The sequence below is a fragment of the Streptomyces sp. NBC_01788 genome (genome assembly GCF_035917575.1).
Lineage (GTDB): Bacteria > Actinomycetota > Actinomycetes > Streptomycetales > Streptomycetaceae > Streptomyces.
Genome location: NZ_CP109090.1, coordinates 5,448,098 through 5,474,525, shown reverse-complemented (window position 1 = coordinate 5,474,525; position 26,428 = coordinate 5,448,098). Strand labels below are relative to the sequence as shown.

General features: G+C 70.8%; 25 protein-coding genes and 2 riboswitches. Of the genes, 10 read left to right on the top strand and 15 right to left on the bottom strand.

Features of this window, described 5'->3' with window-relative positions:
- Positions 1-250: 250 nt before the first annotated feature.
- Both OIE49_RS24895 and OIE49_RS24890 read left to right on the top strand, forming a co-directional pair.
- Positions 251-1,189: a ketopantoate reductase family protein gene (locus OIE49_RS24895; RefSeq protein WP_326804217.1), complete on the top strand. Its 939-nt coding sequence runs from the start codon at positions 251-253 to the stop codon at positions 1,187-1,189.
- Between the two features lie 87 nt (positions 1,190-1,276).
- Positions 1,277-1,810 carry an SRPBCC family protein gene (locus OIE49_RS24890; RefSeq protein WP_326804216.1) on the top strand — a complete coding sequence of 178 codons (534 nt, stop codon included), beginning with the start codon at positions 1,277-1,279 and terminating at the stop codon, positions 1,808-1,810.
- Between the two features lie 43 nt (positions 1,811-1,853).
- Here the strand turns inward: OIE49_RS24890 and mnmA are convergent, their stop codons facing one another.
- Complete coding sequence (gene mnmA, locus OIE49_RS24885; protein ID WP_326804215.1) at positions 1,854-2,990, bottom strand: tRNA 2-thiouridine(34) synthase MnmA; 1,137 nt, start codon at positions 2,988-2,990, stop codon at positions 1,854-1,856.
- Between the two features lie 59 nt (positions 2,991-3,049).
- On the opposite strand from mnmA, the gene OIE49_RS24880 reads away from it, so the two are divergent.
- Positions 3,050-3,709: an N-acetylmuramoyl-L-alanine amidase gene (locus OIE49_RS24880; RefSeq protein ID WP_100572146.1), complete on the top strand. Its 660-nt coding sequence runs from the start codon at positions 3,050-3,052 to the stop codon at positions 3,707-3,709.
- Between the two features lie 35 nt (positions 3,710-3,744).
- Here the strand turns inward: OIE49_RS24880 and OIE49_RS24875 are convergent, their stop codons facing one another.
- The 3 genes from OIE49_RS24875 to OIE49_RS24865 all read right to left on the bottom strand — a co-directional run bounded on the left by OIE49_RS24875 (position 3,745) and on the right by OIE49_RS24865 (position 5,470).
- Positions 3,745-4,914, bottom strand: coding sequence for a cysteine desulfurase family protein (locus OIE49_RS24875; protein ID WP_326804214.1), 1,170 nt, complete (start codon positions 4,912-4,914; stop codon positions 3,745-3,747).
- Positions 4,915-4,976: 62 nt separating this feature from the next.
- On the bottom strand, positions 4,977-5,261 hold the full coding sequence (locus OIE49_RS24870) for a DUF4190 domain-containing protein (RefSeq protein WP_326804213.1): 285 nt from the start codon (positions 5,259-5,261) through the stop codon (positions 4,977-4,979).
- A gap of 50 nt (positions 5,262-5,311) precedes the next feature.
- Positions 5,312-5,470: a hypothetical protein gene (locus OIE49_RS24865; RefSeq protein ID WP_199836853.1), complete on the bottom strand. Its 159-nt coding sequence runs from the start codon at positions 5,468-5,470 to the stop codon at positions 5,312-5,314.
- A gap of 114 nt (positions 5,471-5,584) precedes the next feature.
- Here OIE49_RS24865 and OIE49_RS24860 point away from each other — a divergent pair, with 114 nt between their 5' ends.
- Positions 5,585-6,211 carry a TetR family transcriptional regulator gene (locus OIE49_RS24860; protein ID WP_326804212.1) on the top strand — a complete coding sequence of 209 codons (627 nt, stop codon included), beginning with the start codon at positions 5,585-5,587 and terminating at the stop codon, positions 6,209-6,211.
- 109 nt (positions 6,212-6,320) lie between these two features.
- On the opposite strand, the gene OIE49_RS24855 is transcribed toward OIE49_RS24860, so the two are convergent.
- Positions 6,321-7,184 carry a thioesterase family protein gene (locus OIE49_RS24855; RefSeq protein WP_326804211.1) on the bottom strand — a complete coding sequence of 288 codons (864 nt, stop codon included), beginning with the start codon at positions 7,182-7,184 and terminating at the stop codon, positions 6,321-6,323.
- 223 nt (positions 7,185-7,407) lie between these two features.
- Here OIE49_RS24855 and OIE49_RS24850 point away from each other — a divergent pair, with 223 nt between their 5' ends.
- Positions 7,408-8,646 (top strand): alpha/beta hydrolase, encoded by a 1,239-nt coding sequence (locus tag OIE49_RS24850; RefSeq protein WP_326806322.1) that lies wholly within the window; start codon positions 7,408-7,410, stop codon positions 8,644-8,646.
- Here the strand turns inward: OIE49_RS24850 and OIE49_RS24845 are convergent.
- From OIE49_RS24845 to OIE49_RS24810, 8 genes are all read right to left on the bottom strand, one after another.
- On the bottom strand, positions 8,555-9,211 hold the full coding sequence (locus OIE49_RS24845) for a trimeric intracellular cation channel family protein (RefSeq protein ID WP_326804210.1): 657 nt from the start codon (positions 9,209-9,211) through the stop codon (positions 8,555-8,557). The genes OIE49_RS24850 and OIE49_RS24845 overlap by 92 nt on opposite strands.
- Before the next feature lie 125 nt (positions 9,212-9,336).
- Positions 9,337-10,605, bottom strand: coding sequence for an ABC transporter ATP-binding protein (locus OIE49_RS24840; RefSeq protein ID WP_326804209.1), 1,269 nt, complete (start codon positions 10,603-10,605; stop codon positions 9,337-9,339).
- Complete coding sequence (locus tag OIE49_RS24835) at positions 10,602-11,696, bottom strand: ABC transporter ATP-binding protein (protein ID WP_326804208.1); 1,095 nt, start codon at positions 11,694-11,696, stop codon at positions 10,602-10,604. The genes OIE49_RS24840 and OIE49_RS24835 overlap by 4 nt, the downstream gene beginning before the upstream one ends.
- On the bottom strand, positions 11,693-12,700 hold the full coding sequence (locus OIE49_RS24830; RefSeq protein ID WP_326804207.1) for an ABC transporter permease: 1,008 nt from the start codon (positions 12,698-12,700) through the stop codon (positions 11,693-11,695). The genes OIE49_RS24835 and OIE49_RS24830 overlap by 4 nt, the downstream gene beginning before the upstream one ends.
- A 71-nt stretch (positions 12,701-12,771) precedes the next feature.
- Entirely contained in the window at positions 12,772-14,526 is a 1,755-nt protein-coding gene (locus OIE49_RS24825) for an ABC transporter substrate-binding protein (protein ID WP_326804206.1), read from the bottom strand.
- Between the two features lie 56 nt (positions 14,527-14,582).
- Complete coding sequence (locus OIE49_RS24820; RefSeq protein ID WP_326804205.1) at positions 14,583-15,581, bottom strand: ABC transporter permease; 999 nt, start codon at positions 15,579-15,581, stop codon at positions 14,583-14,585.
- Between the two features lie 782 nt (positions 15,582-16,363).
- Positions 16,364-17,143 (bottom strand): enhanced serine sensitivity protein SseB C-terminal domain-containing protein, encoded by a 780-nt coding sequence (locus OIE49_RS24815; RefSeq protein WP_326804204.1) that lies wholly within the window; start codon positions 17,141-17,143, stop codon positions 16,364-16,366.
- Between the two features lie 197 nt (positions 17,144-17,340).
- Entirely contained in the window at positions 17,341-18,132 is a 792-nt protein-coding gene (locus OIE49_RS24810) for an enhanced serine sensitivity protein SseB (RefSeq protein WP_326804203.1), read from the bottom strand.
- Positions 18,133-18,292: 160 nt separating this feature from the next.
- A riboswitch (glycine riboswitch) is annotated at positions 18,293-18,389 on the top strand.
- Positions 18,390-18,506, top strand: a riboswitch (glycine riboswitch). It begins immediately after the preceding riboswitch.
- 41 nt (positions 18,507-18,547) lie between these two features.
- On the opposite strand from OIE49_RS24810, the gene gcvT reads away from it, so the two are divergent.
- The 4 genes from gcvT to OIE49_RS24790 all read left to right on the top strand — a co-directional run bounded on the left by gcvT (position 18,548) and on the right by OIE49_RS24790 (position 22,912).
- The gene (gene gcvT, locus OIE49_RS24805) at positions 18,548-19,675 is read left to right on the top strand and encodes a glycine cleavage system aminomethyltransferase GcvT (RefSeq protein ID WP_326804202.1); all 1,128 of its coding nucleotides are present in this window, start codon (positions 18,548-18,550) and stop codon (positions 19,673-19,675) included.
- 110 nt (positions 19,676-19,785) lie between these two features.
- On the top strand, positions 19,786-20,163 hold the full coding sequence (gene gcvH / locus OIE49_RS24800; RefSeq protein ID WP_100572161.1) for a glycine cleavage system protein GcvH: 378 nt from the start codon (positions 19,786-19,788) through the stop codon (positions 20,161-20,163).
- A 17-nt stretch (positions 20,164-20,180) separates the two neighbouring features.
- Entirely contained in the window at positions 20,181-21,443 is a 1,263-nt protein-coding gene (gene glyA, locus OIE49_RS24795) for a serine hydroxymethyltransferase (protein WP_100572162.1), read from the top strand.
- A gap of 101 nt (positions 21,444-21,544) precedes the next feature.
- Positions 21,545-22,912, top strand: coding sequence for an L-serine ammonia-lyase (locus tag OIE49_RS24790; protein WP_326804201.1), 1,368 nt, complete (start codon positions 21,545-21,547; stop codon positions 22,910-22,912).
- Positions 22,913-22,943: 31 nt separating this feature from the next.
- Here OIE49_RS24790 and OIE49_RS24785 read toward each other — a convergent pair whose 3' ends face one another.
- Together OIE49_RS24785 and OIE49_RS24780 are read right to left on the bottom strand one after the other, a co-directional pair.
- On the bottom strand, positions 22,944-24,038 hold the full coding sequence (locus OIE49_RS24785) for a hypothetical protein (RefSeq protein ID WP_100572164.1): 1,095 nt from the start codon (positions 24,036-24,038) through the stop codon (positions 22,944-22,946).
- Between the two features lie 19 nt (positions 24,039-24,057).
- A complete protein-coding gene (locus OIE49_RS24780) occupies positions 24,058-25,182 on the bottom strand; it encodes an SPFH domain-containing protein (protein ID WP_100572165.1) in 1,125 nt (374 codons plus the stop codon).
- 172 nt (positions 25,183-25,354) lie between these two features.
- Between OIE49_RS24780 and OIE49_RS24775 the strand changes: the two genes are divergently transcribed.
- Positions 25,355-26,386, top strand: coding sequence for a phosphatidylinositol-specific phospholipase C domain-containing protein (locus OIE49_RS24775; protein ID WP_326804200.1), 1,032 nt, complete (start codon positions 25,355-25,357; stop codon positions 26,384-26,386).
- The last annotated feature ends 42 nt before the right edge of the window (positions 26,387-26,428 follow it).

The following is a 26,428-nucleotide window of genomic DNA, read 5'->3' as shown; positions in this document are numbered from 1 at the left end:
GCCGCGGTCCTCGGCCCAACCGGCCCCGCGGTTGTGCGGTGCTTCCGCGTCGGCCTGCCGGGCGTCGGCCAGGACAGCCGCGTCCCTGGTCGCGGCCCGGCCGGCCTCCGCGCTGTGCGGGCGCGGTCCTCGCCGACGGCGTGGTGGTCCGGAGCCGGAAATGCGCCGGGCCCCGGCGGTGTTGGCCCCCGACGAGACGGCGGCACGCCCGACGGGTGCCGCTCGCCGCGACCGAAGGGACACCGCAGCCATGACCAGCACCGCACCCGACGCCACCGAAGCCACTTCCGCGAGGAGTGCTCCCCGCCCCTGGACCGTGGCCGTGCTCGGCCCCGGCGGCGTCGGCGGACTGCTCGCCGCGCTGCTGTCCCGCGCGGGTCACCGGGTGATCTGCCTGGCCGGGGACGCGACGGCGCGGTCCCTGCGCGAGGGCGGGATACAGGTGCGCAGCGGCCAGTTCGGGGACTTCACCGCCAAGGTCGAGGCGGACACCGAGCTGCGGGAGCCGGTCGACCTGTGCGTGGTGGCCGTCAAGCACACCAGCCTGGACGCCGCCCTTGACCGGGTCCCGCCCGCCATGCTCGGCGCGGACGGCCTCGTCCTGCCGCTCCTCAACGGCATCGAGCACCCCGGGACCCTGCGCCGCCGCTACGGCGACGACCGGGTGGCCGCGGGCGTCATCCGCGTCGAGTCGACCCGCGTGGCGCCCGGTGTCATCGAGCACGGCAGCCCGTTCACCGACATCGACCTGGCCGGGGAGAGCACGCACCCGCTCACCGGCCTGGCCGCCGTGCTGGAGTCCGCCGGGGTGCGAACCCGCGTGGCCGGCCCCGAGACCGCCGTCCTCTGGGCGAAACTGGCCTTCCTCGCCCCCTTCGCCCTCCTCACCACCCGCTACGACGCCGCCATCGGCACGGTCCGCACCGACCACCGCGAAGAACTGCTCACCCTTGTCGGCGAGATCACCGCCGTCGGCCGCGCCGCCGGGGCGCCGCTCGACGCGGACCGGACGCTGGCGATGTACGACACGTTTCCGGTCGGCATGAAGTCCTCGATGCAGCGTGACGCCGAGGCCGGCCGCGCCCTGGAGCTCGACGCCATCGGCGGCGCCGTGCTGCGCGCCGCCGAGCGGTACGGCGTTCCGGCGCCGACGGCCGCCCGGCTGGTGTCCGAACTGGCACCCCTGTGACCGACTCAACATCTTTCAGGGGGAGTTGGCGACCCTAGACTCCCTGCGCGGGGGCGGCGAACGACCGTGCCCGCACGGGGAGCAGCCATGCGTTACACCGACCAGCCCGGCACCCACCGCGAGGTGCACATCGCGGCGGAACCCTCGCGGGTGTGGGAAGTCGTCACCGACGTCGAGGCCATGGCCGGGTGGAGTCCCGAGCTGGTGCGCGTGGAGTGGCAGGACGGCGCCGACCGCCCGGCTACGGGCGCCCGTTACGTCGGGCACAACCAGAATCCGCTCGTGGGCGAGTGGCACACCCTCTCCCACATCACGGAGGCCGTCCCGGACCGCACCCTCACCTGGTGCGTGATGGACCCGACCGGACGGTACGGCAAGGCCTCCGAGGACCCGGCGGACCGGATGGCCACCTGGTCCTTCGCCCTCGCCCCGGCGCCGGAGGGGGGCACCGTGCTGCGCCAGTCGGTCACGATCGGCCCCGGCCGCTCCGGCCTGAGCGGGTACATCGACCGCGCTCCCGACCAGGAGGAGGCGATCATCGCCTTCCGCCTGGACCAGCTCGGCCAGGGCATGGACGCCACCCTGACCGGCATCAAGGAGACGGCGGAGCACCGGTCCTAGGCAGGCGCCCGGCGCCGTCCCCGGTCCGTGGGCGGTCCGTGCGTCAGACCGCCGTGCTCGGCTCCTTCGCCCTTACCGTCGTGGCGATCGTCGCCGAGCCCACCACGCGTGTGCCGTCGTACAGCACGACCGCCTGGCCGGGGGCCACGCCGCGGACCGGCTCGGTGAAGGCGACCCGGAGTTCACCGCCGACGAGTTCGGCGGTGACCTCGGTCTCGCCGCCGTGGGCGCGCAACTGGGCCGTGTAGGTGCCGGGGCCGGACGGGGCCGTGCCGCACCAGCGGGGCTTGATCGCCGTGAGGCCGGTGACGTCCAGGGCGGAGGCCGGGCCGACGGTCACCGTGTTGTTCACCGGGGAGATGTCCAGGACGTAGCGCGGCTTGCCGTCGGGCGCCGGGGTGCCGATGCGCAGGCCCTTGCGCTGGCCGATGGTGAAGCCGTACGCGCCCTCGTGGCTGCCGACGACCGCGCCCGACTCGTCGACGATGTCGCCCTCGGCCTTGCCCAGGCGGCGGGCAAGGAAGCCCTGGGTGTCGCCGTCGGCGATGAAGCAGATGTCGTGCGAGTCGGGCTTCTTGGCGACGGCCAGACCCCGGCGCTCGGCCTCCGCGCGGATCTCGTCCTTGGTGGTGAGCGTGTCCCCGAGCGGGAACATGGCGTGCGCGAGCTGCTGGTCGTCGAGGACGCCGAGGACGTACGACTGGTCCTTGGCCATGTCGGAGGCCCGGTGCAGCTCACGAGTGCCGTCCTCGTTGAGGATCACCTTGGCGTAGTGGCCGGTGCAGACCGCGTCGAAGCCGAGCGCCAGCGCCTTGTCCAGGAGCGCGGCGAACTTGATCTTCTCGTTGCAGCGCAGGCACGGGTTCGGCGTGCGGCCGGCCTCGTACTCGGCGACGAAGTCCTCCACGACGTCCTCGCGGAAGCGCTCGGCGAGGTCCCACACGTAGAACGGGATGCCGATGACGTCCGCGGCGCGGCGGGCGTCGCGCGAGTCCTCGATGGTGCAGCAGCCCCGCGCGCCCGTACGGAAGGACTGCGGGTTCGCGGAGAGCGCGAGATGGACGCCGGTGACGTCGTGGCCGGCTTCCGCGGCGCGCGCGGCGGCGACGGCGGAGTCGACCCCGCCCGACATGGCGGCGAGGACGCGGAGGGGGCGGGAGCGCTGCGGGGTGTCAGTCATAGCCCTTCCAGGGTACGGGGCGCGGGAACCGGGGCCGCCGGAGATGCGTTGAAGATCGCATGGGGGCGAAGAAGACGGACGGGCAGCGGCGGCTGGGGCGGCGGGCCCTGCTGCTCGGCGGGGTGGCGCTGGTGGTGGGCGGGGCCGCGGTGGAGCGCAGCGGGCTGGCCCGGCTGTGGTGGCGGCTGCCCGGCGCGCAGAAGCCGCGGGTGGAGGGCGCGGTCGACTTCGTGGGCGCCCGGTGGGTGGCGGCCTCCCCGGCGAACTACCGGGCGGCGGACCGCCCCGACGACTACCGGATCGACCGGGTCGTCATCCATGTCACCCAGGGCAGCTACGCGAGCGCGGTGAAGGTGTTCCAGGACCCGGGGCACGGGGCCGCCGCGCACTACATAGTCGGCGCGGACGGGCATGTCACGCAGATGATCCGCGAACTGGACGTGGCGTTCCACGCGGGCAACCGGGCGTACAACGAGCGGAGCGTCGGCATCGAGCACGAGGGCTTCGTCGACGACGCCTCGTCGTTCACCGACGCGATGTACGCCGCCTCGGCGCGGCTGACGGCCGGGATCTGCGGCCGGTACGGCATCGCCGTCGACCGGGAGCACATCATCGGCCACGTGGAGGTCCCGGGCACCGACCACACGGACCCGGGCCCCCACTGGGACTGGGACCGCTACATACGCCTGGTCCGCGCGGCCAGAACCGCCCGGACCTGAACCCGCCCGGACCTGGGACGCGGGGCCTCGGTGTGTTACGTCAGCCCCGCCGCGCGGGCCCGTTCCACCGCCGGGCCGATGGCCTTCGCGACCTCGTCGACGTCGGACCGGGCGGACGTGTGGCCGAGCGTGAAGCGGAGAGTGCCGCGGGCCAGGTCCGGGTCGGTGCCGGTGGCGAGCAGGACGTGGCTGGGCTGGGCGACGCCCGCTGTGCAGGCGGAGCCGGTGGAGCACTCGATGCCCTGGGCGTCCAGCAGGAGCAGCAGGGAGTCGCCCTCGCAGCCGGGGAAGGTGAAGTGGGCGTTGGCCGGAAGGCGCCCCTCCGGTGCCGGGTCGCCGCCGAGGATCGCGTCCGGGACCGCCGAGCGCACGGCGGCGATCAACTCGTCGCGCAGCGCGCCGATCTCGGCGGCGAACCACTCGCGCCGCTCGGCGGCGAGCCGGCCGGCCACGGCGAAGGAGGCGATCGCGGGCGCGTCGAGGGTGCCGGAGCGGACGTGCCGTTCCTGGCCGCCGCCGTGCAGGACGGGCACGGGGGCGTACTCGCGGCCCAGGATCAGCGCGCCGACGCCGTACGGGCCGCCGATCTTGTGGCCGGAGACCGTCATCGCGGCCAGTCCCGAGGCGGCGAAGTCGACCGGGACCTGCCCGAACGCCTGCACCGCGTCGGCATGCAGCGGGACCCCGTACTCGGCGGCCACGGCGGCCAGTTCGCGCACCGGCAGCAGCGTGCCGATCTCGTTGTTGGCCCACATGACGGTGGCCAGGGCCACGTCGTCGGGGTTGCGGGCGACGGCCTCGCGCAGCGCCTCGGGGTGGACGCGGCCGTAGGAGTCGACCGGCAGGTACTCGACGGTGGCGCCCTCGTGCTCGCCGAGCCAGTGCACGGCGTCGAGGACGGCGTGGTGCTCGACGGGACTTGAGAGGACGCGCGTGCGGGCCGGGTCGGCGGCGCGCCGGGCCCAGTACAGGCCCTTGACGGCGAGGTTGTCCGCCTCGGTGCCGCCGGAGGTGAAGACGACCTCGCTGGGACGGGCGCCGAGGGCCTCGGCGAGGGTTTCGCGGGCCTCCTCGACCCTGCGGCGGGCCGCGCGCCCGGACGCGTGGAGAGAGGAGGCGTTGCCGGTGACACCCAGTGCCGCGGTCAGCGCCTCTGCCGCCTCCGGGAGCATCGGGGTGGTCGCGGCGTGGTCGAGGTAAGCCATGGTGAGGCCGATTCTACGGGCGGCCGCGGCCGCCCGTAGATCAGGATGGGCCGGGCCAGGTGTCACAAGCTCCAGGACAGCGTGTGGTCCGCCTGCACGAAGGCCAGCAGGACCACGAGGTCGGCGATGCCCAGGGTCAGGCCGAGGAGGGCACGGCCGCGGCGGCCGGTGCCGCGCCAAAGGGCCACGCCGGCCAGGACGATGGCGACGGGGCCGAGGAACAGGTTGAGGACGAGCAGGCCGAGCAGGCCGAGGACGAAGGACGCGACGGCCATCCCGTCCGTGTCGTCCATGTGGTCCGTGTCGTGCGTACCGGTGCGGCGCACGGCCGGTGCGGTGAGTTGCATGGCGGTTCTGCTCCTGACGGTCGTGACGGACGGGCCGGGTCGGTGGGGCGTCAGCGGGACGTGCCGCGGCCGCGGCGCTCGCGGAGGGCGAAGACGCCGAGCCAGACGGCGATGACCACGGCCGCGGCGACCGTGAGGTCGAGCGGCGCGTGGGCCACCGTGCCGAGGACGACGCCGAGCAGCAGCAGTGCTGCGACGAGGAACAGCATGAGATCGGATCCCCCTTGTCGGTGAACGCTTGTAGTTACACTTGTTCACTGACTACCCAGTCTAACGCGCCACCGGGCTTTGACAATCCGGAGAACACTTGTTGACTGAATGGCATGAGTCACACTCCCGGCGTCCGGCAGGCCCAGAAGCAGAAGACCCGACAGGCCCTGATGGACGCGGCGCTGGGGCTGCTGGAGGAGCAGAGCCTGAGCAGCCTCGGCCTGCGTGAGGTCACACGCGCCGCCGGCGTCGCCCCGACCGCCTTCTACCGCCACTTCCACTCCACCGCGGATCTCGGCGTGGCCCTGGTCGAGCAGGCGCTGAGCAGCCTGCACCCGATGATCCGGTCGACGGTGTCCCCGCTGGACGACAGCGAGCAGCGCATCGCGCGGGCGGTCGACCTGATAGCCCGTCACGTCGAGGCGTACCCCGCCCATGTCCGTTTCATCGCCCGCGAGCGCCATGGCGGGGTGCGGCAGGTGCGGGAGGTCGTGCGCGGTCAACTGGCCCGGTTCGCCCGCGAGGTGAGGGACGAACTGGCCAAGGACCCCCAGTCCGCGGGGTGGAGCGAGGACGACCTGCTCATGCTCGCCCAGTTGTACGTCGATCAGATGCTGATCGCCGGTTCGCTGTTCCTTGAGACGCTCGACGCCACGGAGCAGGAGCGCGAGCGCGTCACCAAGGTCGCGACCCGGCAGCTGCGTCTGATCAGCGTCGGCCGCCGGCACTGGCTGGACTGACGGTCCGGCCGGGCGCCGGGGCGGCCCTTCTCCGGTCGAGCCCGGCCCGCGCGGGCATCAGCCGAGCCCGGCCCGTGCGGGCGTCGGCCGAGCCCGGCTCGTACGGCTCTCAGCCGAGCCTGACCCGTGCCAGTTGCCGGGACTGCGCCACCAGCCGGTCGGCGGCGTCCCAGACCTCGGCGTCCTCCTCCAGGAAGCCGCCGGCCAGGTTGCGGGTGGTGATGGACACGCGCAGCGGGCCCGGCGCGGGGCGGCAGCGGACGTGCACGGTCAGCTCGACGGTCGGCACCCAGCCCTTGACGCCCAGCTCGAACGCGGTCGGGGGCAGCGCGTCCACCGCGAGCAGCAGGGAGAGCGGGTCGTGGTCCCGGCCGTCGGCGAGCCCGAACCAGGCCCGCATCTCCCCCTTGCCGGAGGGCGCGCCGAGCGCCCAGCCGAGGGTGGCGGGGTCCAGCTTGAGCATCAGGCGGTCGGTGATGGACGAGCTGCCGGGTACGGGCACGGGGTCGCCGGGTGCGTCCTGGGGGCCGAAGCACTGCTCCAGGGGCGGGAGCGCGGGCGGCTTCGCCGAGGTGCGCACGTCGTCGGGCAGGGCGCCGAGGTCGCCGTAGGAGGCCAGGACGCGGATGCGCTCCACCTCGCGGCCGTCGTCGTCGCGCTGGAAGAGGGAGGCCTGGCCGGTCGACAGGGTGCGGCCGGCGCGCACCACGTCCGTGCGGACGACGGCGGGACCCGGCCGGGACGCGGTCAGGTAGTGGGCCGAGATCGTGAACGGGTCCGGATGCGGCAGGGCGTCCGCGAGCGCGCGGCCGAGGACGGCCAGCAGATAGCCGCCGTTGACGGCGTTGGCGATCGTCCAGCCGGCGGCGAGGTCGATGCCGTAGACACCGGGCTCGCTCCGGGTGACCGCGGTGTCCCGGTCGAACTCGCTGTCGCCGATCGCGGCCCGCGCGGCGGTGGCTGCTTCTGACATGAGTGAACGATACATCAGGACACTACTAAGCGGTAGCTTTTCCCCCATCCGGCCTGGTGCGACCCGAAGTGGCCCGGTGCCGCCCGGTGCCGCCCGGTGCCGCCCGGTGCCGCCCGGTGTGCTCATACGACAAGCCCTCCCGCAGGGTGAGACCCAGGCAATATCTCGGTAAGTGTCCGCACTTGCCCGTAACCCCGAGGCCCTGTCCACCCTCTATCGGGACATGAGCCTCACCGGGACTCCGTTCCTGTACACCACCGTCGTGCTGGCCGTGGCCGCGCTGGCCCTGCCCTTCGTCCTGTGGACGCGACTGAAGGGCCCCAAGGTGCTGCGCACCGCCCTGCGGGCGCTGATGCTGCTGTTCGCCCAGGCCACAGCCATCACCCTGGTCTTCGTACTGGTGAACAACGCCAACAACCTGTACGACAACTGGGCCGACCTGCTGGGCACGGGCAACCATGTGCAGCAGGCCGCCAACCTGGGCACCGACGGCACCGGCGGCATCGCCTACCGGGAGCTGCCCAGGGTCGCGCAGAAGTTCACCCCGGCCGACGGACCCGGGATGCGCGCCTCCGGAGGGGTCAGGGTCACCCAGCTCAGGGGTCGGGTCTCCGGGGTGAACGCCGAGGTCTACGTATGGCTGCCGCCGCAGTACGACGAGCCCGCCTACAAGAACAAGAAGTTCCCGGTGGTCGAGCTGCTGTCGGGCTACCCGGGCTCGGCGAAGGCCTGGTTCGGCTCCCTGAAGGTGCACCAGCAACTGGAGCCGCTGATGCGCAGCGGACAGGTCGCGCCGTTCATACTGGTGGCGCCGCGCACCAACCTGATCGCCAAGATCGACACGGGCTGCGCCAACATCCCGGGCACCGTGAACGCGGACACCTGGCTGAGCATCGACGTACCGAAGATGATCACGGACAACTTCCGTGCCGCGCCGGCCCCGAACGGCTGGGCCACCGCCGGCTACTCGGCCGGGGCGCACTGCGCGACCAAGCTCGCCGTCGCCCACCCGGACCGCTACCGCGCCGCGGTGAGCCTGTCCGGCTACAACGACCCGATCGGCGAACGCAATTCGCTCGCCAACCAGAACCTCGGGCTGCGACGCGCGAACAACCCCTACATCCTGCTGAAGAACTACCGCGTCCCGCCGCGCGTGGCGCTCTACCTCTCGGGCCAGAGCGGCGACGGGTACCAGGCCGGCGTCGCGCTGGAACGGATCGCGAAGCCGCCGACGACCGTGCACGTGGTCTTCGTGCCCCGCAGCGCGGGGGGCCACAGCATGGCGCTGTGGCGGCCGCAGGTACCGGCGGCGTTCCGCTGGCTGTCCGAGGAACTGGGGCAGCGGCCGCCCCACCGCCTCCGGACGGCCCTCACTCCTCCCGTACCGTCGACCGTCGGTTCCAGGCCCGCGGAGCTCGCCAGTGGTACCGCATCGCGAGCAGCCGCAGAGCGAAGGCGGTGACCACCGCCAGACCGCTGGTGTACGGGTTCAGCGCGTCGTAGTGGATGCACAGCACCACCATGGTGGCGCCGACGATCGCCGGGACCGCGTACAGGTCGCGGTCCCAGCGCAGCAGTGACGGCACCTCGTTGGCGAGCACGTCCCGCAGCACACCGCCGCCCACGGCGGTGGCCATGCCGAGCGTCGCCGACGCGGTGAGGTTCAGCCCGTAGGCGTACGCCTTCGTCGTGCCGGCCACGCAGAACAGGCCGAGACCGGCCGCGTCGAACACGTACACCGCGGTCTGGATGCGCTCCATGTGCGGGTGCAGGAAGAAGACCACGAGCGTGGCGAGCAGCGGGGTGAGGAAGTACCCGAGGTCGGTGAAGGCGGCCGGGGGCACGGCCCCGATGACGATGTCACGGAACAGCCCGCCGCCCAGCGCGGTGACCTCGGCGAGGACGGCGATGCCGAAGACGTCGAAGTTCTTGCGGACGGCCAGCAGCGCTCCGGAGATGGCGAAGACGAAGATGCCGACCACGTCGATCGTGTGCTGGACGGAGGGACTGAACAGTTGCTGAAGCACGCCACATTGTCACCCGTGGCCGGTTCGTCCCCGGACACGGCGAAGCGGGAGAGTGCGGCGGCCGGGTCCACCGGCCGAGCACTCTCCCGCTCGGGCACGTACGCGGCTTCACCGCGCCGCTTCGCCTACTTCCCGGCCGGCTCCTGGCCGTCGGGGCCCTCGGTGCCGGACTCCGGGGAGCCGGCGGACTCGGAGTCCTCCGCCGCCTCGCCGATCTCCGCGGCCACCGCGGCCGACGTCGCCGCCGACTCCGCCAGGACCTCGTCGGCCACCAGTTCCGCGGCCGCCTTGGCGGCCGTGAGCAGCACGGTGTCCTGCGGAGCCTGGTCCTCGAAGTTCTCCGGGTGGTGACAGGCCACCCGCTGACCGGGCCTCAGCTCCTTGAGCGGCGGCTCGGTGGTACGGCAGATCTCCGTCGCCTTCCAGCACCGGGTGTGGAAGCGGCAGCCGCTGGGCGGGGCGATCGGCGAGGGCACGTCGCCGCGCAGCAGGATCCGCTCGCTCTTGCCGCCCTGACGCTTCGGGTCCGGGATCGGCACCGCCGACATCAGCGCCTTGGTGTACGGGTGCATCGGCGACTGGTACAGCGAGGTGCGGTCGGCGAGTTCGACGATCTTGCCGAGGTACATCACCGCGATCCGGTCCGAGACGTGCCGGACGACCGAGAGGTCGTGCGCGATGATCACGTAGGTCAGGCCCAGCTCCTCCTGGAGGTCGTCCATGAGGTTGACCACCTGGGCCTGGATGGAGACGTCCAGGGCGGAGACCGGCTCGTCCGCCACCACCAGCTTCGGCTTGAGCGCGAGCGCCCGGGCGATGCCGATGCGCTGGCGCTGGCCGCCGGAGAACTCGTGCGGGTAGCGGTTGAAGTGCTCGGGGCTGAGGCCGACCAGCTCCAGCAGCCGCTGGACCTCCTTCTTCACCCCGCCCTCGGGCTCCACGCCCTGGAGCCGGAAGGGCGCCGAGACGATCGAGCCGATGGTGTGGCGGGGGTTCAGGGAGCCGTACGGGTCCTGGAAGATCATCTGGATGTCGCGGCGCAGCGGGCGCATCTTCCCGGCGTTCAGCCGCGTGATGTCCTGGCCCTCGAAGGTGATCGTGCCGCTGGTCGGGTCCTGGAGGCGGGTGATGACCCGGCCCATGGTCGACTTGCCGCAGCCCGACTCGCCGACGACACCCAGGGTCTCGCCCTTGCGCACCTCGAAGTCGATGCCGTCGACGGCCTTGACCGCGCCGACCTGCCGCTGCAGGATCCCCTTCTTGATGGGGAAGTGCTTGGTCAGGCCCTCGACCCGGAGCAGCACCTCGCGGTCCGCGGAGCCGCTGTCGGATGCCTGCGCCTGCCGCGGGACCTCGGCCTGGCCGGCGGCGTCCGTCTTCTTCGTCTCACTCACAGCTTCGGCGCAATCTCTTCGGTCCAGATCCGCGTACGGTCCTCAGCCGAGAGGTGGCAGGCGGACCAGTGTCCGGCGTCCACCAGCTCCAGCTCCGGACGCACCGTGCGGGTGACGTTCCCCTTGGGGATGTCCGCGTACGGGCACCGCGGGTGGAAGGCACAACCGGACGGGACGTTGATGAGGCTCGGCGGCTGGCCCTTGACCGGGATGAGCCGCTCGGAGGTCTCGCGGTCGATGCGCGGCATCGAGCCGAGCAGCCCCCAGGTGTAGGGGTGCTGCGGCCGCTCGAAGATCTCGTCGACCCGGCCGCGCTCCACGCACCGGCCGCCGTACATCACCAGCACGTCGTCGGCGATCTCGGCGACCACGCCGAGGTCGTGCGTGATGATGATGACCGCGGAGCCGAACTCCTTCTGGAGGTCGCGGATCAGGTCGAGGATCTGCGCCTGGACGGTGACGTCGAGCGCGGTGGTCGGCTCGTCCGCGATGAGCAGTTCGGGGTTGTTGACCAGCGCCATCGCGATCATGGCGCGCTGGCGCATACCGCCGGAGAACTCGTGCGGGTAGCCGTCGACACGCTTGTGCGGCTCGGGGATGCCGACCCGGTCGAGCATCTCGATGGCCCGGGTGCGGGCGACCTTCCTGCTCACCTTGTGGTGCACCCGGTAGGCCTCGACGATCTGGTCGCCGACCTTGTAGTACGGGTGCATCGCGGACAGCGGGTCCTGGAAGATCATCGCCATCTCCCGGCCGCGCAGCTTGCGCACCTCGTCCGGGTCGGCGTTGACCAGTTCCTTGCCGTCCAGCCAGATCTCTCCGGACATCTGGACGTTCTTGCCGCGGGCGCCGAGCCGGTGCAGGCCCATGATCGCGAGCGAGGTGACCGACTTGCCGGAGCCCGACTCGCCGACGACGGAGAGCGTCTTGCCCTTCTCCAGCTGGAAGTTCAGCCCGTCGACGGACTTGACCAGGCCGTCGTCGGTCGGGAAGTGCACCTTGAGGTCGCGGACCTCGAGGAAGGCCGTCGGGGCCTTGGCGGTGGCGGCCGGCTCGCCCACGGCGGCGCCGGTCTTGGAGAGTTCGGTCATGAGAGCCTCACCCGCGGGTCGGCGGCGGCGTACAGCAGGTCCACCAGAAGATTTGCGATCACGACGAAGAACGCGGCGAGCATGGTCACGCCGAGGATCTTGGGCAGGTCGTTGTCGGTGATGCCCTGCACCGCGTACTGGCCGACTCCGTGCAGCGAGAACACGGTCTCCGTGATCAGCGCACCGCCGAGCAGCAGGCCGATGTCCATGCCGAAGACGGTGATGATCGGGGTGAGCGCGGCCCGCAGCCCGTGCCGGACCACGACCGTGCCCTCGCCCAGGCCCTTGGCCCGTGCGGTGCGGATGAAGTCCTCGTTCATCGTCTCCAGCATGCCCGAGCGGGTGAGCCGCGCGTAGATGGCGGAGTAGAGCAGTGCCAGGGAACACCACGCGGGGAAGAGCGTGTTGGCCCACTGAGCGGGGTTCTCGGTGAACGGGACGTAGGTGCGTCCGAAGATCGGCCACTGGTAGGTGAAGAGCAGGATCGCCAGGTTGCCCGTGAAGAACATGGGCAGGGAGACACCGGCGAGCGCGACACCCATGAAGGTGCGGTCGAAGAACGAACGAGGCTTGAGGGCGGAGATGACGCCGACCGTCACGCCGGAGAGCAGCCACAGGGCGGCCGCACCCGAGGCCAGCGAGAACGTCACCGGCATACGGGTGGTCAGCTCGGGCCAGACCGCCTCATGGGTCTTGAAGGAGTAGCCGAAGCACGGCGCGTCGCAGTGCACCGAGGTGGGCCCCAGGTCATAGGTGGCGCCGGCCACGATCCCCTTGATGAAGTGCCAGTACTGGACGTAAAGGGGCTGGTCCAGACCGAGGTTGTGCTTGACCGCGATGATGTCGGCCTTGGAGGGGCTCTTGCCGATGTACTGCTGCGCAAGCTGGTCAGCGGTCTGACCGGCGAGCCGCGGCAGCAGGAAGAAGATGGCGAAGGTGACCGCGGAGACGACCAGCAGCAGGATCACTGCTGCGAACGTCCGGCGGAGGATGTACGAGATCACGGGGCCGGCGCCGGTGCCCGCGGGCGGCGAAGCCCGCGGGCACCAATGCCTTCACCTGCCTTCCGGGGCTGCTACTTCGTGGTGCCGATGTTGAGGTAGTCGTACTGACCGCTCCAGGCCGCCGAGGAAACCAGGTTCGTGGCGTTCTGCGGGCGGGCCAGCAGGACCTTGAAGTAGGTCAGCGGGACGATCACGGCGTCGTCCATGGTCTTCTTGTCGATCTGCGCGTACAGGCTGTTGCGCTCGGTGTCGTCCTGAGTCGCGATCGCCTTGGACAGCAGGGTGTTGACTTCCTTGCTGTTGTACTGCGACAGGTTGGTGTTACCCGACTGGCTGATGGCCTCGCCGTTCAGGATCTGCTGCAGGAAGCCGTAGCCGGAAGGCCAGTCGGCACCCCACTGCATCATCATCAGACCGATGTTCTGCTTCTGCGTGACCTTCGGGACACCCGCGTAGTCGGTGAAGTACTTGCCCGACGGGTACTGCTTGAGGGTGGCCTTGATGCCGACCTTCTGCAGGGAGTTGATGATCGCCGTGGCGGCGTCGATCTCCTGCTGGCGGTCGGAGCGCGCCGAGATGTTCGTCGTGATCGACGTCTTGCCGCAGGCCTTCAGCTGCTCCTTGGCCTTGGCCTCGTCGCCCTTGTTGTCGGCGGTCGCGTAGACGTCCGACTTCTCGTAGCCGGTGATGTCCGGAGGCAGGACGGTGGAGGCGATCTCACCGCGGATCGGGCCGCCCTCGGCGGTCTGCACCGAGGCCTTGTCGATCGCGTACTGCACGGCCTTGCGGCACTCGACCTTGTCGAACGGCGCGACCTTGGTGTTGATCGCCATGTAGACCAGGCGGCCACCGAAGGTGTTGTCCGTGTTGGCCCGCTTCTTCGGGTCGCTGAGAAGCTGCGCCTGGGTCGAGGCCTGGACACCCGTGCCGACGAGGTCGATCGCGTTGCCCGCGAGGACGTCCTTGTCGATCGTCTCGGGGTTGACCTTCATGTTGACGACGATCTTGTCCGGCAGCTGCGTGCGCAGCGGGTCCGTCTTCGCGTCCCACTTGTCGTTGCGCACGAGGGTGACCTGCTTGCCCTCGGAGTAGCTCTCGAACTTGTACGAGCCCGAGGACACGATGTTCTTGACATAGTCGACGCCCTTGTCCTTGGCCTGAGGCACCGGAGCGGTCTCCGGGGCGGCGACCAGGTAGTCGAACTCCTGGAAGGCCTGCTTCAGGTGGAAGACGATGGTGGTGTCGTCCGGCGTCTCGATCGAGGACAGGCCCTTGGCGCTCTTGTCCTTGTAGGGGCCCTTGTACTTGTCGCCGCCCGCGAGGAGCTGCTGGAAGTAGTTGGGGCCGAGCGAGAGCACGTCACGCGCGAAGTTGGACCGCTCGACGGCGTACTTGACGTCCTTCGTCGTGATCGGCGTGCCGTCCTCGTACGTCAGACCCGGACGGATCTTGTACGTCCAGGTCTTGCCGCCCTCGCTCGGGGTGCCCTTGCCCTCGGCCAGGTCCGGGACCAGGGTGTTGCCCTCGGTGCCGGCGCCGGGCTTGAAGGTCATCAGCGGGCGGGCCCACAGCCGGCTGAGGTTGTACATGTACGCGTAGTACGTGTTGCCCGGGTCGAACGAGTCCGGGACGTCGGACATCTCGTAGGTGAGGGTCCCGCCCTTCTTGCTGGAGGCGTTGACGACCCCCTTGGTCGCGGCGTCGGCCCCAGCCGACTTGGTGCCGCTGCCGTTGTCGTTCTTGTTGTCATCGGCCTTGCTGCAACCTGCGACAAGCAGGCTGACGGAGCCGATGGCCGCGATCGCGGCCAGCGCTGACCTTCGCATGATGGGCGGGTTCCCCTCCATTGTACGGAAACTTGTTGTGCTCTCGGCAGCAGGCGTCAGCGGCTGCGCGGGTCGAGAGCGTCGCGGAGACCGTCGCCGAGCAGGTTGAACGCCAGGACGGTCACGAAGATGGCGAGCCCGGGCACGATCATGTACTGAGGATCGACCTCGTAGAACGTGACCGCTTCGCGGAGCATGCCGCCCCAGGAAGCCTGCGGGGGCTGGATGCCGACGCCGAGGAAGCTAAGGGAGGCCTCGAAGAGGATGTTGGTCGGGATCAGCAGCGTCGAGTAGACGATGATCGGGCCGACCAGGTTGGGCATCAGTTCACGGAACAGGATGTACGGGCCCTTGGCGCCCATGCCCCGGGAGGCGTCCACGAACTCGCGCTCGCGCAGGGCGAGCGTCTGGCCGCGGACGATCCGGCCCAGGTAGGGCCAGTTGAAGAAGCCGATGATGAAGATCAGCACGCTGAGGTGCAGCGGCAGTCCGGTGAGGCCGAACGCGCCGCCCTGCAGGGTGGCGGAGATGGCGATCGCGAACAGCAGCAGCGGGAAGGCGAGGAAGGTGTCCATCAGACGGCTGATGATCGTGTCGACGCGGCCGCCGTAGTAGCCGGCCACGACGCCCATGATGGCCCCGATGACGTTGGACAGGATCGTCGCGCCGAACGCGACCACCAGCGACACCCAGGATCCCTCGAGGATGCGGGTGGCGATGTCTCGGCCGAACTTCGGGTCCACGCCCAGCGGGTGGTCCGCGCTCATGCCGCCCCAGGCGCCGTTGGGCAGCGAGGTGTTGGGGTCGATCAGATCCTGGTTGAACGCGTTGGGGTCGAGCCCGAACACGGCCTGGATGGGACGCGAGAGGATCGCGAGCAGGATCAGCAGGACCACGATGACACCGCCGGTGACCGCGACCTTGTCCTTCTTGAACCGGGTCCAGGCGATCTGTCCGAGGGAACGGCCCTCGATCCGCCGCTTGTCGGCACCGGTGAGCACAGCCTCCGGCTGCGTCTCGGCTGCCGCCCCGGTGGTCTCGATCGGTGCGGTCACAGTGACCTGACCCCTCTCGCCGGTGGTTGACCGGCCTTTTCTCCGCCGCTGTGGACGGCTTTGGTTCGATTGCCTGCTGCGCGATGGCGGCAGATGGATGCGGCACAACTGTCCGGCGGATCCCCCGATTGGTTCGATCACAGGATCGAAGGCTCTGCATCCGCGAGGCGAGTCTTCAACGGGCCGGCGATCACTCGCCAGGGCTGACCATGAATGGATGCGCAAACGTGATGCGGGTTGGGGGTTTCCGTTATCCGGACACAGGGTAGCGCCTCTCGAACGTCCTCTGCTCCACCCAACTGGCCGGATCACGGCTCCACTTGGCCCCTGCCCGACGGTCGCAAACCAGACGAACAGCGCTTTCTCATCCGGTACCGCCAAGCCGTATACGCCCTGCTCAGAGCCTTTCGCAAGGCCTTTTGCGCGCAGGGGGCGCGGCCCGTTCCGGCAGGAGACGCGGTGCCGGTGAACCGGCGTTCCGGTACGGTGCGCACGGGCCGGCGAGGGCGCGACGCGGCTCCGTCACCAGGCGTCTCGACAGGGGAGCCGCCGCGCCGGCGGCCGGACTTCCCGCCGCTTCACGACCGGGCCCCGATGAGGCATGACGGCCGTGAGCCGGGACCCGGGGCCGGTGTCCCGCCGGACAGGCGGCGCGCCCTGGCCGCCCGTCCTGCTCAGCATGGCGTGATACATCCACTCGCCGCGGACGCGATGTCACGGACGGCGTCGACGGCCGGGGTGCGGTTCGCTCCTCCGCCCGGACCGCCGGCCGGTGAACACGCTCAGTGGGCCCACTGATCCGGACGGGGATACCCGGCCGCCGGGGACGCGTGGCCCTCACGGTCGTAGAACGGGCGGGAGTTGGCGCGCAGCCACATCGCGACCGGGTCGTACTCGTCGGACATCGCGACCGTCGACACCGGCAGCCCGTCGGGGACGGCGCCGATGGACTGCTGCATCATGACCCGCACCGAGTCGACGGCCGGCGGCGAGGTGTCGTACACGTCGAGCCCGATGGCGAGGTACGGCGCTCCGTGCGCGGGCTGCACCCAGGCGCGGCGCAGTGAGCGCAGGGCCGGGGTGCGTTGGGCGTTCTGGGTGAGCAGGCCGTAGAACTGCGCTGCCTCGACGGCCGGTTCGGACAGGCTGAGCGGTCCCGCGGGCTGGCGGTCCAGGCCGGTGGCGATGCGGCGCAGATCCAGCCAGGGGACTCCGACGCCGCCGCCCGGGGCGTGCGGGTTCAGCCAGAGGCCGTAGTGGTCGGGGTAGAGGGTGCGGGCCACGTCGAGGCCGTCGACGACCTCGTACGAGCGGTTCCAGCCGCTGGCCGACAGCTCCTGGGCGGAGGTCACGCAGGGGGCGTAGCCGTGCCCGTCGACATCCATGTGGCCGTACTGGGCGTCGGGGGAACCGGCCTGACCGTGCCACAGCAGCATCCAGACCTGACCGGAGGACGGGGTCGCCAGGGCGCGCAGCAGCGCCTCGTAGGCGTCGTAACGCCCGGGCGTCACCTGGCGCAGCGTCTGCTCGACCTGCCCGGCCGTGATGCCGCTGGCGCTCACTTGTACCGCCCCTCCATACAACCGACGTTTCGACCGAGCCGTGGGTCCGGGTCCTGTCGTCATCTTCCCGTCGTCCGCCCGGCGGGCAGGCGGGAAGGTGACGGCAGGCCTAGCTTAAGCCGCCGCCCGGCGGCCGGGGACTCGCCGTGCGCCGCCGATCGCTGATCGTGTGCGCCTGCCCGCGTCCCGGGCGGGACTCAGTGGGCGTGCTGGTAGAACGGGCGGACGTTCTCCCTCATCCAGTCCGCCACCGGATCCTGGGTCACGTCCAGCAGGACCAGGTTGACCGGCCACTTGGCCGGGTTGCCCGCCAGGGCGCGGCCCAGGGCCTCCAGGGGGGCGGCCTGCGGGTCGCCGTCCCACTGGGACAGTTCGACGCCCACGAACATGACCGGGTCGTCCGTCTCGACGGCGGCCAGGCAGCGGCGGGCGGTGCTGACCACGCCGGTCGCGGCGAACTCGGCGCCGGCGGCGGCGAGGAAGTCCACGGGGTCGTCCTGCCAGTCGGGCTCGAAGAGGCGGACGCGGCCGCCGCTCGACGGACCGTCCAGCGAGCTGCGCCCCGCCCGGCACAGTTCGGCCACGGCGGCCGGCGGCAGCGGGAGGCCGACCACGCCGTCCGGGTTGAGCGCGATGCCGGCCTGCGGGGGCAGTCCGCGCGCGAACTCGACGGCGGGCGCGACGGTGTACGCCATGTGCGGGCCCACGACCTGGCGGAACTGCTCCTCGGAGCTGAAGACCGGCACGTACGCCTGACCGTCGATGTCCAGCGTGGGCAGGTCGAGCGGGCCGCTGTGCGGACCGCCGCCGTTGGGCAGGGGCACCCAGAGGAAGCTGCGGCCGAGCGCCTCGAGGATGCGGCCGCCTGCGGACGGTACGCCGAGGGAGGCGGACAGCACCTCCTCCAGCTCGTTGCCGGGCCATCCGCCGTGCGGATGGGATTGCGCCTGTGCCGGAAGGTCTGCGGAGAAGTCCGCCGGGAAGTCCATCTGCTACCGCCTGCTGTGAACCACTGCTGTGGCCGAAAGGTTATCGGGTATTCGCAGGACGTAACCGCGTACTTACTGCCACAGGACGGTCACAGATGCCGACCTGCCGCGAAGCGGGCCAGGCGTGCAATGATGTCCGCGCAACTGCATATCGGCCGCTTGAATCCGCGCGGGAGAGTCCCCAGCCGTCTCGCTGGGGCGCCGAAGGAGCAAGTACCTCCCTTGAATCTCTCAGGCACCGTTACCGCGCGGGCGAGGCACATCTGAAAAGCGGGCCGCTGGCGCAGTGGCTCCACCCAAGGTGCAAGCCGTGCTCCGTCCGTCCGACGGCGGTCATGGCGAACCTCTCAGGTTCCGATGACAGATGGGGAGGACATGGATCCGTCCTCGCCTGTCATGCCTGGGAGACCGCCCGATGAGCAGTACCGAACCCGACCGCCCCCGCCGCACCGCGCTCGACGCGCTGCACCGCTCGCTCGGCGCGACGATGACCGACTTCGCCGGCTGGGACATGCCGCTGCGCTACGGCTCCGAGCGCGACGAGCACATCGCCGTGCGGACGAAGGCCGGCCTCTTCGACCTGTCGCACATGGGCGAGATCACCGTCAGCGGCCCGCAGGCCGTCGCTCTGCTGAACCATGCCCTGGTCGGCAACATCGCCACCGTCGGCCTCGGCCGCGCCCGCTACACCATGATCTGCCAGGCCGACGGCGGCATCCTGGACGACCTGATCGTCTACCGGCTGGGCGAGACCGAGTACATGGTCGTCGCCAACGCCTCCAACGCCCAGGTGGTGCTCGACGCGCTGACCGAGCGGGCGGCCGGCTTCGACGCCGAGGTCCGCGACGACCGGGACAACTACGCGCTGCTCGCCGTGCAGGGCCCCGAGTCCGCCGGCATCCTGAAGTCCCTCACGGACGCCGACCTCGATGGCCTGAAGTACTACGCCGGGCTCCCCGGCACGGTCGCCGGCGTCCCCGCCCTGATCGCGCGCACCGGCTACACCGGCGAGGACGGCTTCGAGCTGTTCGTGGCGCCGGGCGACGCGGAGAAGCTGTGGCAGGCGCTGACCGAGGCCGGCGCGGACGCCGGTCTCGTCCCCTGCGGTCTGTCCTGCCGGGACACCCTGCGCCTGGAGGCGGGTATGCCGCTGTACGGGCACGAGCTGACGACCTCGCTGTCCCCGTTCGACGCGGGCCTCGGCCGGGTGGTCAAGTTCGAGAAGGAGGGCGACTTCGTGGGCCGCGAGGCGCTGCAGGCCGCCGCCGAGCGCGCCGCCGCCGAGCCGCCCCGGGTGCTCGTCGGCCTGGTCGCCGAGGGCCGCCGGGTGCCGCGCGCCGGGTACGCGGTCGTCTCGGGCGGCGAGGTGATCGGCGAGGTCACCTCCGGCGCCCCCTCCCCCACCCTGGGCAAGCCGATCGCCATGGCGTACGTCGACGCCGCGCACGCCGCTCCGGGCACGGCCGGTGTCGGGGTGGACATCCGGGGCAACCACGAACCGTACGAGGTCGTGGCGCTGCCCTTCTACAAGCGGCAGAAGTGACACGGCCGTAGCCGCCACGGAGGCGACGTGAGACACGTCACCCCTGGTCACGCACGCCTTTCGCACTCCCCATTCATCACCATTCACCCGCGTACAGGAGAATTCTGGCCATGAACAACCCTCAGCATCTGCGCTACAGCAAGGAGCACGAGTGGCTGTCGCCCGTCGAGGACGGCGTGGCGACGGTCGGCATCACGGAGTTCGCGGCCAACGCGCTCGGCGATGTCGTCTACGCCCAGCTCCCGGAGGTCGGCGACACGGTGGCCGCGGGCGAGACCTGCGGTGAGCTGGAGTCGACCAAGTCGGTGTCCGACCTGTACTCCCCCGTCAGCGGTGAGATCACCGAGGTCAACGAGGACGTGGTGAGCGACCCGTCGCTGGTGAACTCCGCTCCCTTCGAGGGCGGCTGGCTGTTCAAGGTGCGCCTGGCCGAGGAGCCCGCCGACCTGCTCTCCGCCGACGAGTACGCCGCCGAGACGGCCGGCTGAGAATCGGACACACGCACATGACTGTTCTCAACACTCCCCTGCACGAGCTCGACCCGGACGTGGCCGCCGCGGTCGACGCCGAGCTGCACCGCCAGCAGTCCACGCTGGAGATGATCGCCTCCGAGAACTTCGCCCCGGTGGCGGTCATGGAGGCCCAGGGCTCGGTCCTCACCAACAAGTACGCCGAGGGCTACCCCGGCCGCCGCTACTACGGCGGCTGCGAGCACGTCGACGTGGTCGAGCAGATCGCCATCGACCGCATCAAGGAGCTGTTCGGCGCCGAGCACGCCAACGTGCAGCCGCACTCCGGCGCGCAGGCGAACGCGGCCGCGATGTTCGCGCTGCTCAAGCCCGGCGACACGATCATGGGTCTGAACCTCGCCCACGGCGGGCACCTGACCCACGGCATGAAGATCAACTTCTCCGGCAAGCTCTACGACGTCGTCGCCTACCACGTGGGCGAGGACGGCCTGGTCGACATGGCCGAGGTGGAGCGGCTGGCGAAGGAGTCCAAGCCGAAGCTGATCGTGGCCGGCTGGTCCGCGTATCCGCGCCAGCTTGACTTCGCCGCGTTCCGCCGGATCGCGGACGAGGTCGGCGCGTACCTCATGGTCGACATGGCGCACTTCGCCGGTCTGGTGGCCGCGGGCCTGCACCCGAACCCGGTGCCGCACGCCCACGTGGTCACCACCACCACCCACAAGACGCTGGGCGGCCCGCGCGGCGGTGTGATCCTGTCCACCGCCGAGCTGGCCAAGAAGATCAACTCCGCGGTGTTCCCCGGTCAGCAGGGCGGCCCGCTGGAGCACGTGATCGCGGCCAAGGCCGTGTCCTTCAAGGTCGCCGCGAGCGAGGAGTTCCGCGAGCGCCAGCGTCGTACCCTTGAGGGCGCCCGCATCCTGGCCGAGCGCCTGGTCCAGGACGACGTCCGGGCGGTCGGCGTGGACGTCCTGACCGGCGGCACGGACGTGCACCTGGTCCTGGTCGACCTGCGCGACTCCGAGCTGGACGGCCAGCAGGCCGAGGACCGCCTCCACGAGCTCGGGATCACCGTCAACCGCAACGCGATCCCGAACGACCCTCGCCCGCCGATGGTCACCTCGGGCCTCAGGATCGGCACGCCGGCCCTGGCCACCCGCGGTTTCACGGCCGAGGACTTCACCGAGGTCGCGGACGTGATCGCCGAGGCGCTGAAGCCGTCCTACGACGCCGACGCCCTCAAGGCCAGGGTGCGCGCCCTGGCCGGCAAGCACCCACTGTACCCGGGTCTGAACAAGTAAGTCCCGTTTTGAGGAGTGCCTCGTGCGGGCCGGAGACCCCGGCCCGTACGCGGTGCCCCGCCCCTGGCACCCCCAGCACCACCCCGTCTTGAGGAGTCACCGTGGCCATCTCGGTCTTCGACCTGTTCTCGATCGGCATAGGCCCGTCGAGCTCCCACACGGTCGGCCCGATGCGGGCGGCCCGCATGTTCGCCCGCCGGCTGCGCAACGAGGACCTGCTGGAGCGGACCGCGTCGGTCCGCGCCGAGCTGTACGGCTCCCTCGGGGCGACGGGCCACGGCCACGGCACACCGAAGGCGGTGCTGCTCGGTCTCGAGGGCGCCTCGCCGCGCACGGTGGACGTGGAGACGGCCGACGAGCGGGTGGAGACGATCAGGACCTCCGGCCGGCTGAACCTGCTCGGCGAGCACGAGATCGCGTTCTCCTACGACGACGATCTGGTCCTGCACCGTCGCAAGACGCTCCCCTACCACGCCAACGGCATGACCCTGTGGGCGTACGACGCCTCCGGGGCCGAGCTGCTGGCCAAGACGTACTACTCGGTCGGCGGCGGCTTCGTCGTGGACGAGGAGGCGGTGGGCGCGGACCGCATCAAGCTGGACGACACGGTGCTGAAGTACCCCTTCCGCTCGGGCGACGAGCTGCTGCGCCTGACGAAGGAGACGGGCCTGTCGATCTCCTCCCTGATGCTGGAGAACGAGCGGGCCTGGCGCACCGAGGCGGAGATCCGCGAGGGCCTGCTGGAGATCTGGCGGGTGATGCAGGCGTGCGTGGGGCGCGGCCTGGCCCGCGAGGGCATCCTGCCGGGCGGTCTGAAGGTGCGCCGCCGCGCTGCCGTCACCGCCCGCCAGCTGCGCGCCGAGGGCGACGCGACGGCCCGCGCGATGGAGTGGATCACCCTCTACGCGATGGCGGTGAACGAGGAGAACGCGGCCGGCGGCCGGGTGGTCACCGCCCCGACCAACGGCGCGGCCGGCATCATCCCGGCGGTCCTGCACTACTACATCAACTTCATCCCCGGCGCGGACGAGGACGGCGTGGTCCGCTTCCTGCTCGCCGCCGGAGCGATCGGCATGCTCTTCAAGGAGAACGCCTCCATCTCCGGCGCCGAGGTCGGCTGCCAGGGCGAGGTCGGCTCCGCCTGCTCGATGGCGGCGGGCGCCCTGGCCGAGGTCCTGGGCGGCACCCCCGAGCAGGTCGAGAACGCCGCCGAGATCGGCATGGAGCACAACCTCGGGCTCACCTGCGACCCCGTGGGCGGCCTGGTCCAGATCCCCTGCATCGAGCGCAACGGCATGGCCGCGGTCAAGGCCGTCACCGCCGCCCGTATGGCCATGCGCGGTGACGGCTCCCACAAGGTCTCCCTCGACAAGGTCATCAAGACCATGAAGGAGACCGGCGCGGACATGTCGGTGAAGTACAAGGAGACGGCCCGCGGCGGGCTCGCGGTGAACATCATCGAGTGCTGACGAGGTCCGGCCCGCGCCGCCGCGCGGGCCGCTACCTCCTGGCGATCAGCCAGACGGCCAGCGCGATCACCGCGAGCGCCACGAGCGAGGCGGCGACGATCTTGCCGGTGCTGTACGGGCGCTCGCCGACCACCTCTCCGGTGCGGGCGTTCACCGTCACCTGCCAGGTCCGCCCGGCGTGCAGGTAGGTCAGGAACCACACCGGGAGCAGCATCAGCTTGAAGGTGACGTCGGAGTAGTGGGTGTCGACCGACTCGACCCGCTGCTCGTCGCCGCCGATGTCACTGCGGCAGTCACCCTCGATGACCTCGGCCATCCGCTGCTTGGCCGTCTCCAGGCCCGCCTCGGGCTCGATGTCGTAGCGCACCGTCTGGAAGCCCGCCAGGTACTCCTCCTGGTAGGGCCTGGCCTCCTCCAGCGGCCAGGGCGTGAGCTTGTCGAGCTGCTTGGCGGTGACATGGCCGGTGCCCGGGACCAGGACGTCGTCGAAGTCCCGGGACACCGTTCCGGAGGCCGGGTACCAGCGGGTGTGCCGCACCTGCTCGGTCACGGTGCGGGTCTCGCCGTTCTCGGTGACGGTGCGGGTCACGGTCTCGTAGTAGTACTCACCGCGCCGGCCCCGGTAGTCGGAGACGGTGGCCGCGTCGTACGTCCAGTGGGGCAGGTAGCTGCCCTTGAAGGACTCCGCCTCGGTGACCTTCTTCAGGTCCTTGGGGGCGAACCAGCGCGAGGACGTCCAGGTGCGCAGCGCGTCCCGGGCCCCGTCGCGGTCGAGGCCGAAGGGCACGACGGCCTCGGGGACGACCCGCTCGGTGGCGCCCGCGTCGGCCACCAGGGGCGTGGCGCAGAACTGGCAGCGCACGGAGAGCGTGTCGCTCTCGGTGCGGGCCCCGCAGCCGGGGCAGACGAAGGTGTTCACGGAGCCGGGCCCGGCCTGTGGCTTGGCGGGGAGGGCCGCCAGCTCCTGGATCGGGTGCTCCCGCACCGCGCGCTGCACGGGCACGATGGCCTGCTGGTGCGCGCAGTAGGGGCAGCGCAGCGCGTCGGTCCCCGGGGCGTACTCCACGGTGGCACCGCAGGCCTCGCACGGGTACGAGCGGGCGGCGGTGGCCTGGTCCTCGGTCATGGTCGTCGTCCCCGTCCGCTCAGGCCTGGGGCGGCAGCGGCGGCGGGACGCTGCCGAAGAGGCGTTCGACCTCCGGGACCTGTTCGGCGGGGAGCCAGCCGGACATGCCGTTCTGCCAGACCAGGGTGGTCCGGGCGAGGGTGCCGGCGCCGATCAGGCCGGTCAGCGCGGCGGTGTCGTACGGGCCCTGCTGGGCGCCGCCGGCGCCGATGAACCACTGCTGCTGGGGCAGCGGCGGCGGGGCGACCGGAGGGGCGGCGGGCGCGGGGGCCGGAGCGGCGGCGGGCTGCTGCGGGGTGAGGCCCTCCGCCATGCGCCGGCCGAGGGCCATGCCGACGCCCAGTCCGACACCCTCGCCCGCGGCGCCGGGATTGCGCGCGGCGTCGCCGATCGCGTCGGCCGCCTGGAGCTGGGTGTACTGGTCGAGGTTGCCCACGATCCCCATCCGGGAGCGGGCGTCGACGGCGGCCTCGACCTCGGGCGGCAGCGAGATGTTCTCGATGATGAACTTGGGCACGGCGATGCCGACCGGGGCCAGTTCCTCGGTGAGGGCGGCCGACAGCGCGGCGCCGAGCCCGTCCTGACGGGTGGCCAGGTCCAGCATCGGCACCCCGGCCGTGGCCAGGGCGGTCGCCAGTCGCCCGACGATGAGCTGCCGCAGGTACTCCTGCACCTCCTCGGTGCGGAACTGCGGGTCGGTTCCTGCCAGTTCTCGCAGCAGCGCGGCGGCGTCCACGACGCGGGCCGCGAAGGCGCCGAAGGCCCGCAGCCGCACCATGCCGAACTCGGGGTCACGGACGATGACGGGGTTCTGGGTGCCCCACTTGAGGTCGGTGAACTGGCGGGTGGTGACGAAGTAGACCTCGGCCTTGAAGGGCGAGTGGAAGCCGTACTTCCAGCCCTTCAGGGTGGACAGCACCGGCAGGTTCTGCGTCTCCAGGGTGTAGGTGCCGGGCGTGAAGACGTCGGCGATCTGCCCCTCGTTGACGAAGACCGCCGTCTGCGACTCGCGGACGACGAGCTTGGCGCCCATCTTGATCTCGTTCTCGTAGCGCGGGAAGCGCCAGACGATGGTGTCGCGGCTGTCGTCCGTCCACTCGATGATGTCGATGAACTCACCGCGTATACGGTCCATCAGTCCCATGGCCCGCCCCCGTTTCCTCTGCTTTCGGCTCACTTCGCGACCGCACGATAGCAATCGCCGCCGCCCCGGGGGTCCGGCACCTGATCGAACCTGTTCCCCCGGGGGCTACCGCACGGTAACCGTTCTTCCCTACGCTTCCGCTCAACTCGACTACGAACAAAGGGAGTTGGCCATGAGCGGGACGAGAAGACTGGCGGGCTTACTGGGTGCGGTGGCGCTCCTGACTGCGGTCCCGGGCAACGCACGCGCGGCGGAGCCGACGTTCGCCGGTACGACGGCGATCGGTACGCACAACGCGTACGAGAAGGCCAAGTACACCTACTTCGCACAGGCGCTGGACTCCGGGGCCTCGCTGCTCGAGATCGACGTCTACACCGACCCGCTGACCCGGCGCTGGCGGGTCAGCCACAGCAATCCGCTGGGCAACAACAACAACTGCGAGGCCGCGAAGACCCCCGGCGAGCTGTACGGCAAGAGCCGCGACCAGGACCTCGGGAGCTGCCTGGACAACATCGCCGCCTGGCACCAGCTCCACCCCGACCACCGGCCCATCGTCTTCAAGATGGAGATGAAGAACGGCTTCAACAACACCCTCGGACTCGGGCCCGCCGCGTTCGACACCCTGGTGCGGCAGAAGCTCGGCGACATGGTCTACAAGCCGTCCGACCTGCTCGGCGGGAAGCACGCGTCGCTCGACGCGGCCGCCAGGGCCGACGCCTGGCCGTCCCGGGACGCCCTGACCGGCAAGGTCCTCTTCGAGCTGATCCCCGGCACCGTGGAGCAGGCCAACCCCTTCGACCACTACTGGACCGACCAGGAGTACGGCGACCACCTGCGCGACCTGTACGCGGCCGGGAACATCGCCTCCGCCCAGGCGTTCCCCGCCGTCCTCGGCGCCGCCGCCGGTGACCCGCGCGCGAGCCGCTACGACACCTCGATCCGCCCCTGGTTCGTGTTCTTCGACGGCGACGCGGCGACCTACGCCACCAAGGGCTACGACACGTCCTTCTACTCCCGGAACCACTACATCCTGATCACGACGGACGCGGCCCAGGTCGCCCCGGCGATCTCCTCGACCGATCCCACGGACGCGGAGGTGGCCGCCCGCCTGTCCCTCCTGGCCGGGCAGCACGCCAGTCTGATCACCTCGGACTGGTCGGCCAAGTCGGCCGCCGTACTGGGTTCGGTGGCCCCCCGGAGCTGATGTTCGAACGCCCTGAAGGGATCGCCCGTACCAGTTGTGGGG

Excerpts from the sequence above, each read along its gene's own strand:
- OIE49_RS24895 (WP_326804217.1), top strand. The coding sequence starts at position 251 with ATGACCAGCACCGCACCCGACGCCACCGAAGCCACTTCCGCGAGGAGT.
- OIE49_RS24890 (WP_326804216.1), top strand. The coding sequence starts at position 1,277 with ATGCGTTACACCGACCAGCCCGGCACCCACCGCGAGGTGCACATCGCG.
- mnmA (WP_326804215.1), bottom strand. The coding sequence starts at position 2,990 with ATGACTGACACCCCGCAGCGCTCCCGCCCCCTCCGCGTCCTCGCCGCC.
- OIE49_RS24880 (WP_100572146.1), top strand. The coding sequence starts at position 3,050 with ATGGGGGCGAAGAAGACGGACGGGCAGCGGCGGCTGGGGCGGCGGGCC.
- OIE49_RS24875 (WP_326804214.1), bottom strand. The coding sequence starts at position 4,914 with ATGGCTTACCTCGACCACGCCGCGACCACCCCGATGCTCCCGGAGGCG.
- OIE49_RS24870 (WP_326804213.1), bottom strand. The coding sequence starts at position 5,261 with ATGCAACTCACCGCACCGGCCGTGCGCCGCACCGGTACGCACGACACG.
- OIE49_RS24865 (WP_199836853.1), bottom strand. The coding sequence starts at position 5,470 with ATGCTGTTCCTCGTCGCAGCACTGCTGCTGCTCGGCGTCGTCCTCGGC.
- OIE49_RS24860 (WP_326804212.1), top strand. The coding sequence starts at position 5,585 with ATGAGTCACACTCCCGGCGTCCGGCAGGCCCAGAAGCAGAAGACCCGA.
- OIE49_RS24855 (WP_326804211.1), bottom strand. The coding sequence starts at position 7,184 with ATGTCAGAAGCAGCCACCGCCGCGCGGGCCGCGATCGGCGACAGCGAG.
- OIE49_RS24850 (WP_326806322.1), top strand. The coding sequence starts at position 7,408 with ATGAGCCTCACCGGGACTCCGTTCCTGTACACCACCGTCGTGCTGGCC.
- OIE49_RS24835 (WP_326804208.1), bottom strand. The coding sequence starts at position 11,696 with ATGACCGAACTCTCCAAGACCGGCGCCGCCGTGGGCGAGCCGGCCGCC.
- OIE49_RS24825 (WP_326804206.1), bottom strand. The coding sequence starts at position 14,526 with ATGCGAAGGTCAGCGCTGGCCGCGATCGCGGCCATCGGCTCCGTCAGC.
- OIE49_RS24810 (WP_326804203.1), bottom strand. The coding sequence starts at position 18,132 with ATGGACTTCCCGGCGGACTTCTCCGCAGACCTTCCGGCACAGGCGCAA.
- gcvT (WP_326804202.1), top strand. The coding sequence starts at position 18,548 with ATGAGCAGTACCGAACCCGACCGCCCCCGCCGCACCGCGCTCGACGCG.
- gcvH (WP_100572161.1), top strand. The coding sequence starts at position 19,786 with ATGAACAACCCTCAGCATCTGCGCTACAGCAAGGAGCACGAGTGGCTG.
- glyA (WP_100572162.1), top strand. The coding sequence starts at position 20,181 with ATGACTGTTCTCAACACTCCCCTGCACGAGCTCGACCCGGACGTGGCC.
- OIE49_RS24785 (WP_100572164.1), bottom strand. The coding sequence starts at position 24,038 with ATGACCGAGGACCAGGCCACCGCCGCCCGCTCGTACCCGTGCGAGGCC.
- OIE49_RS24780 (WP_100572165.1), bottom strand. The coding sequence starts at position 25,182 with ATGGGACTGATGGACCGTATACGCGGTGAGTTCATCGACATCATCGAG.
- OIE49_RS24775 (WP_326804200.1), top strand. The coding sequence starts at position 25,355 with ATGAGCGGGACGAGAAGACTGGCGGGCTTACTGGGTGCGGTGGCGCTC.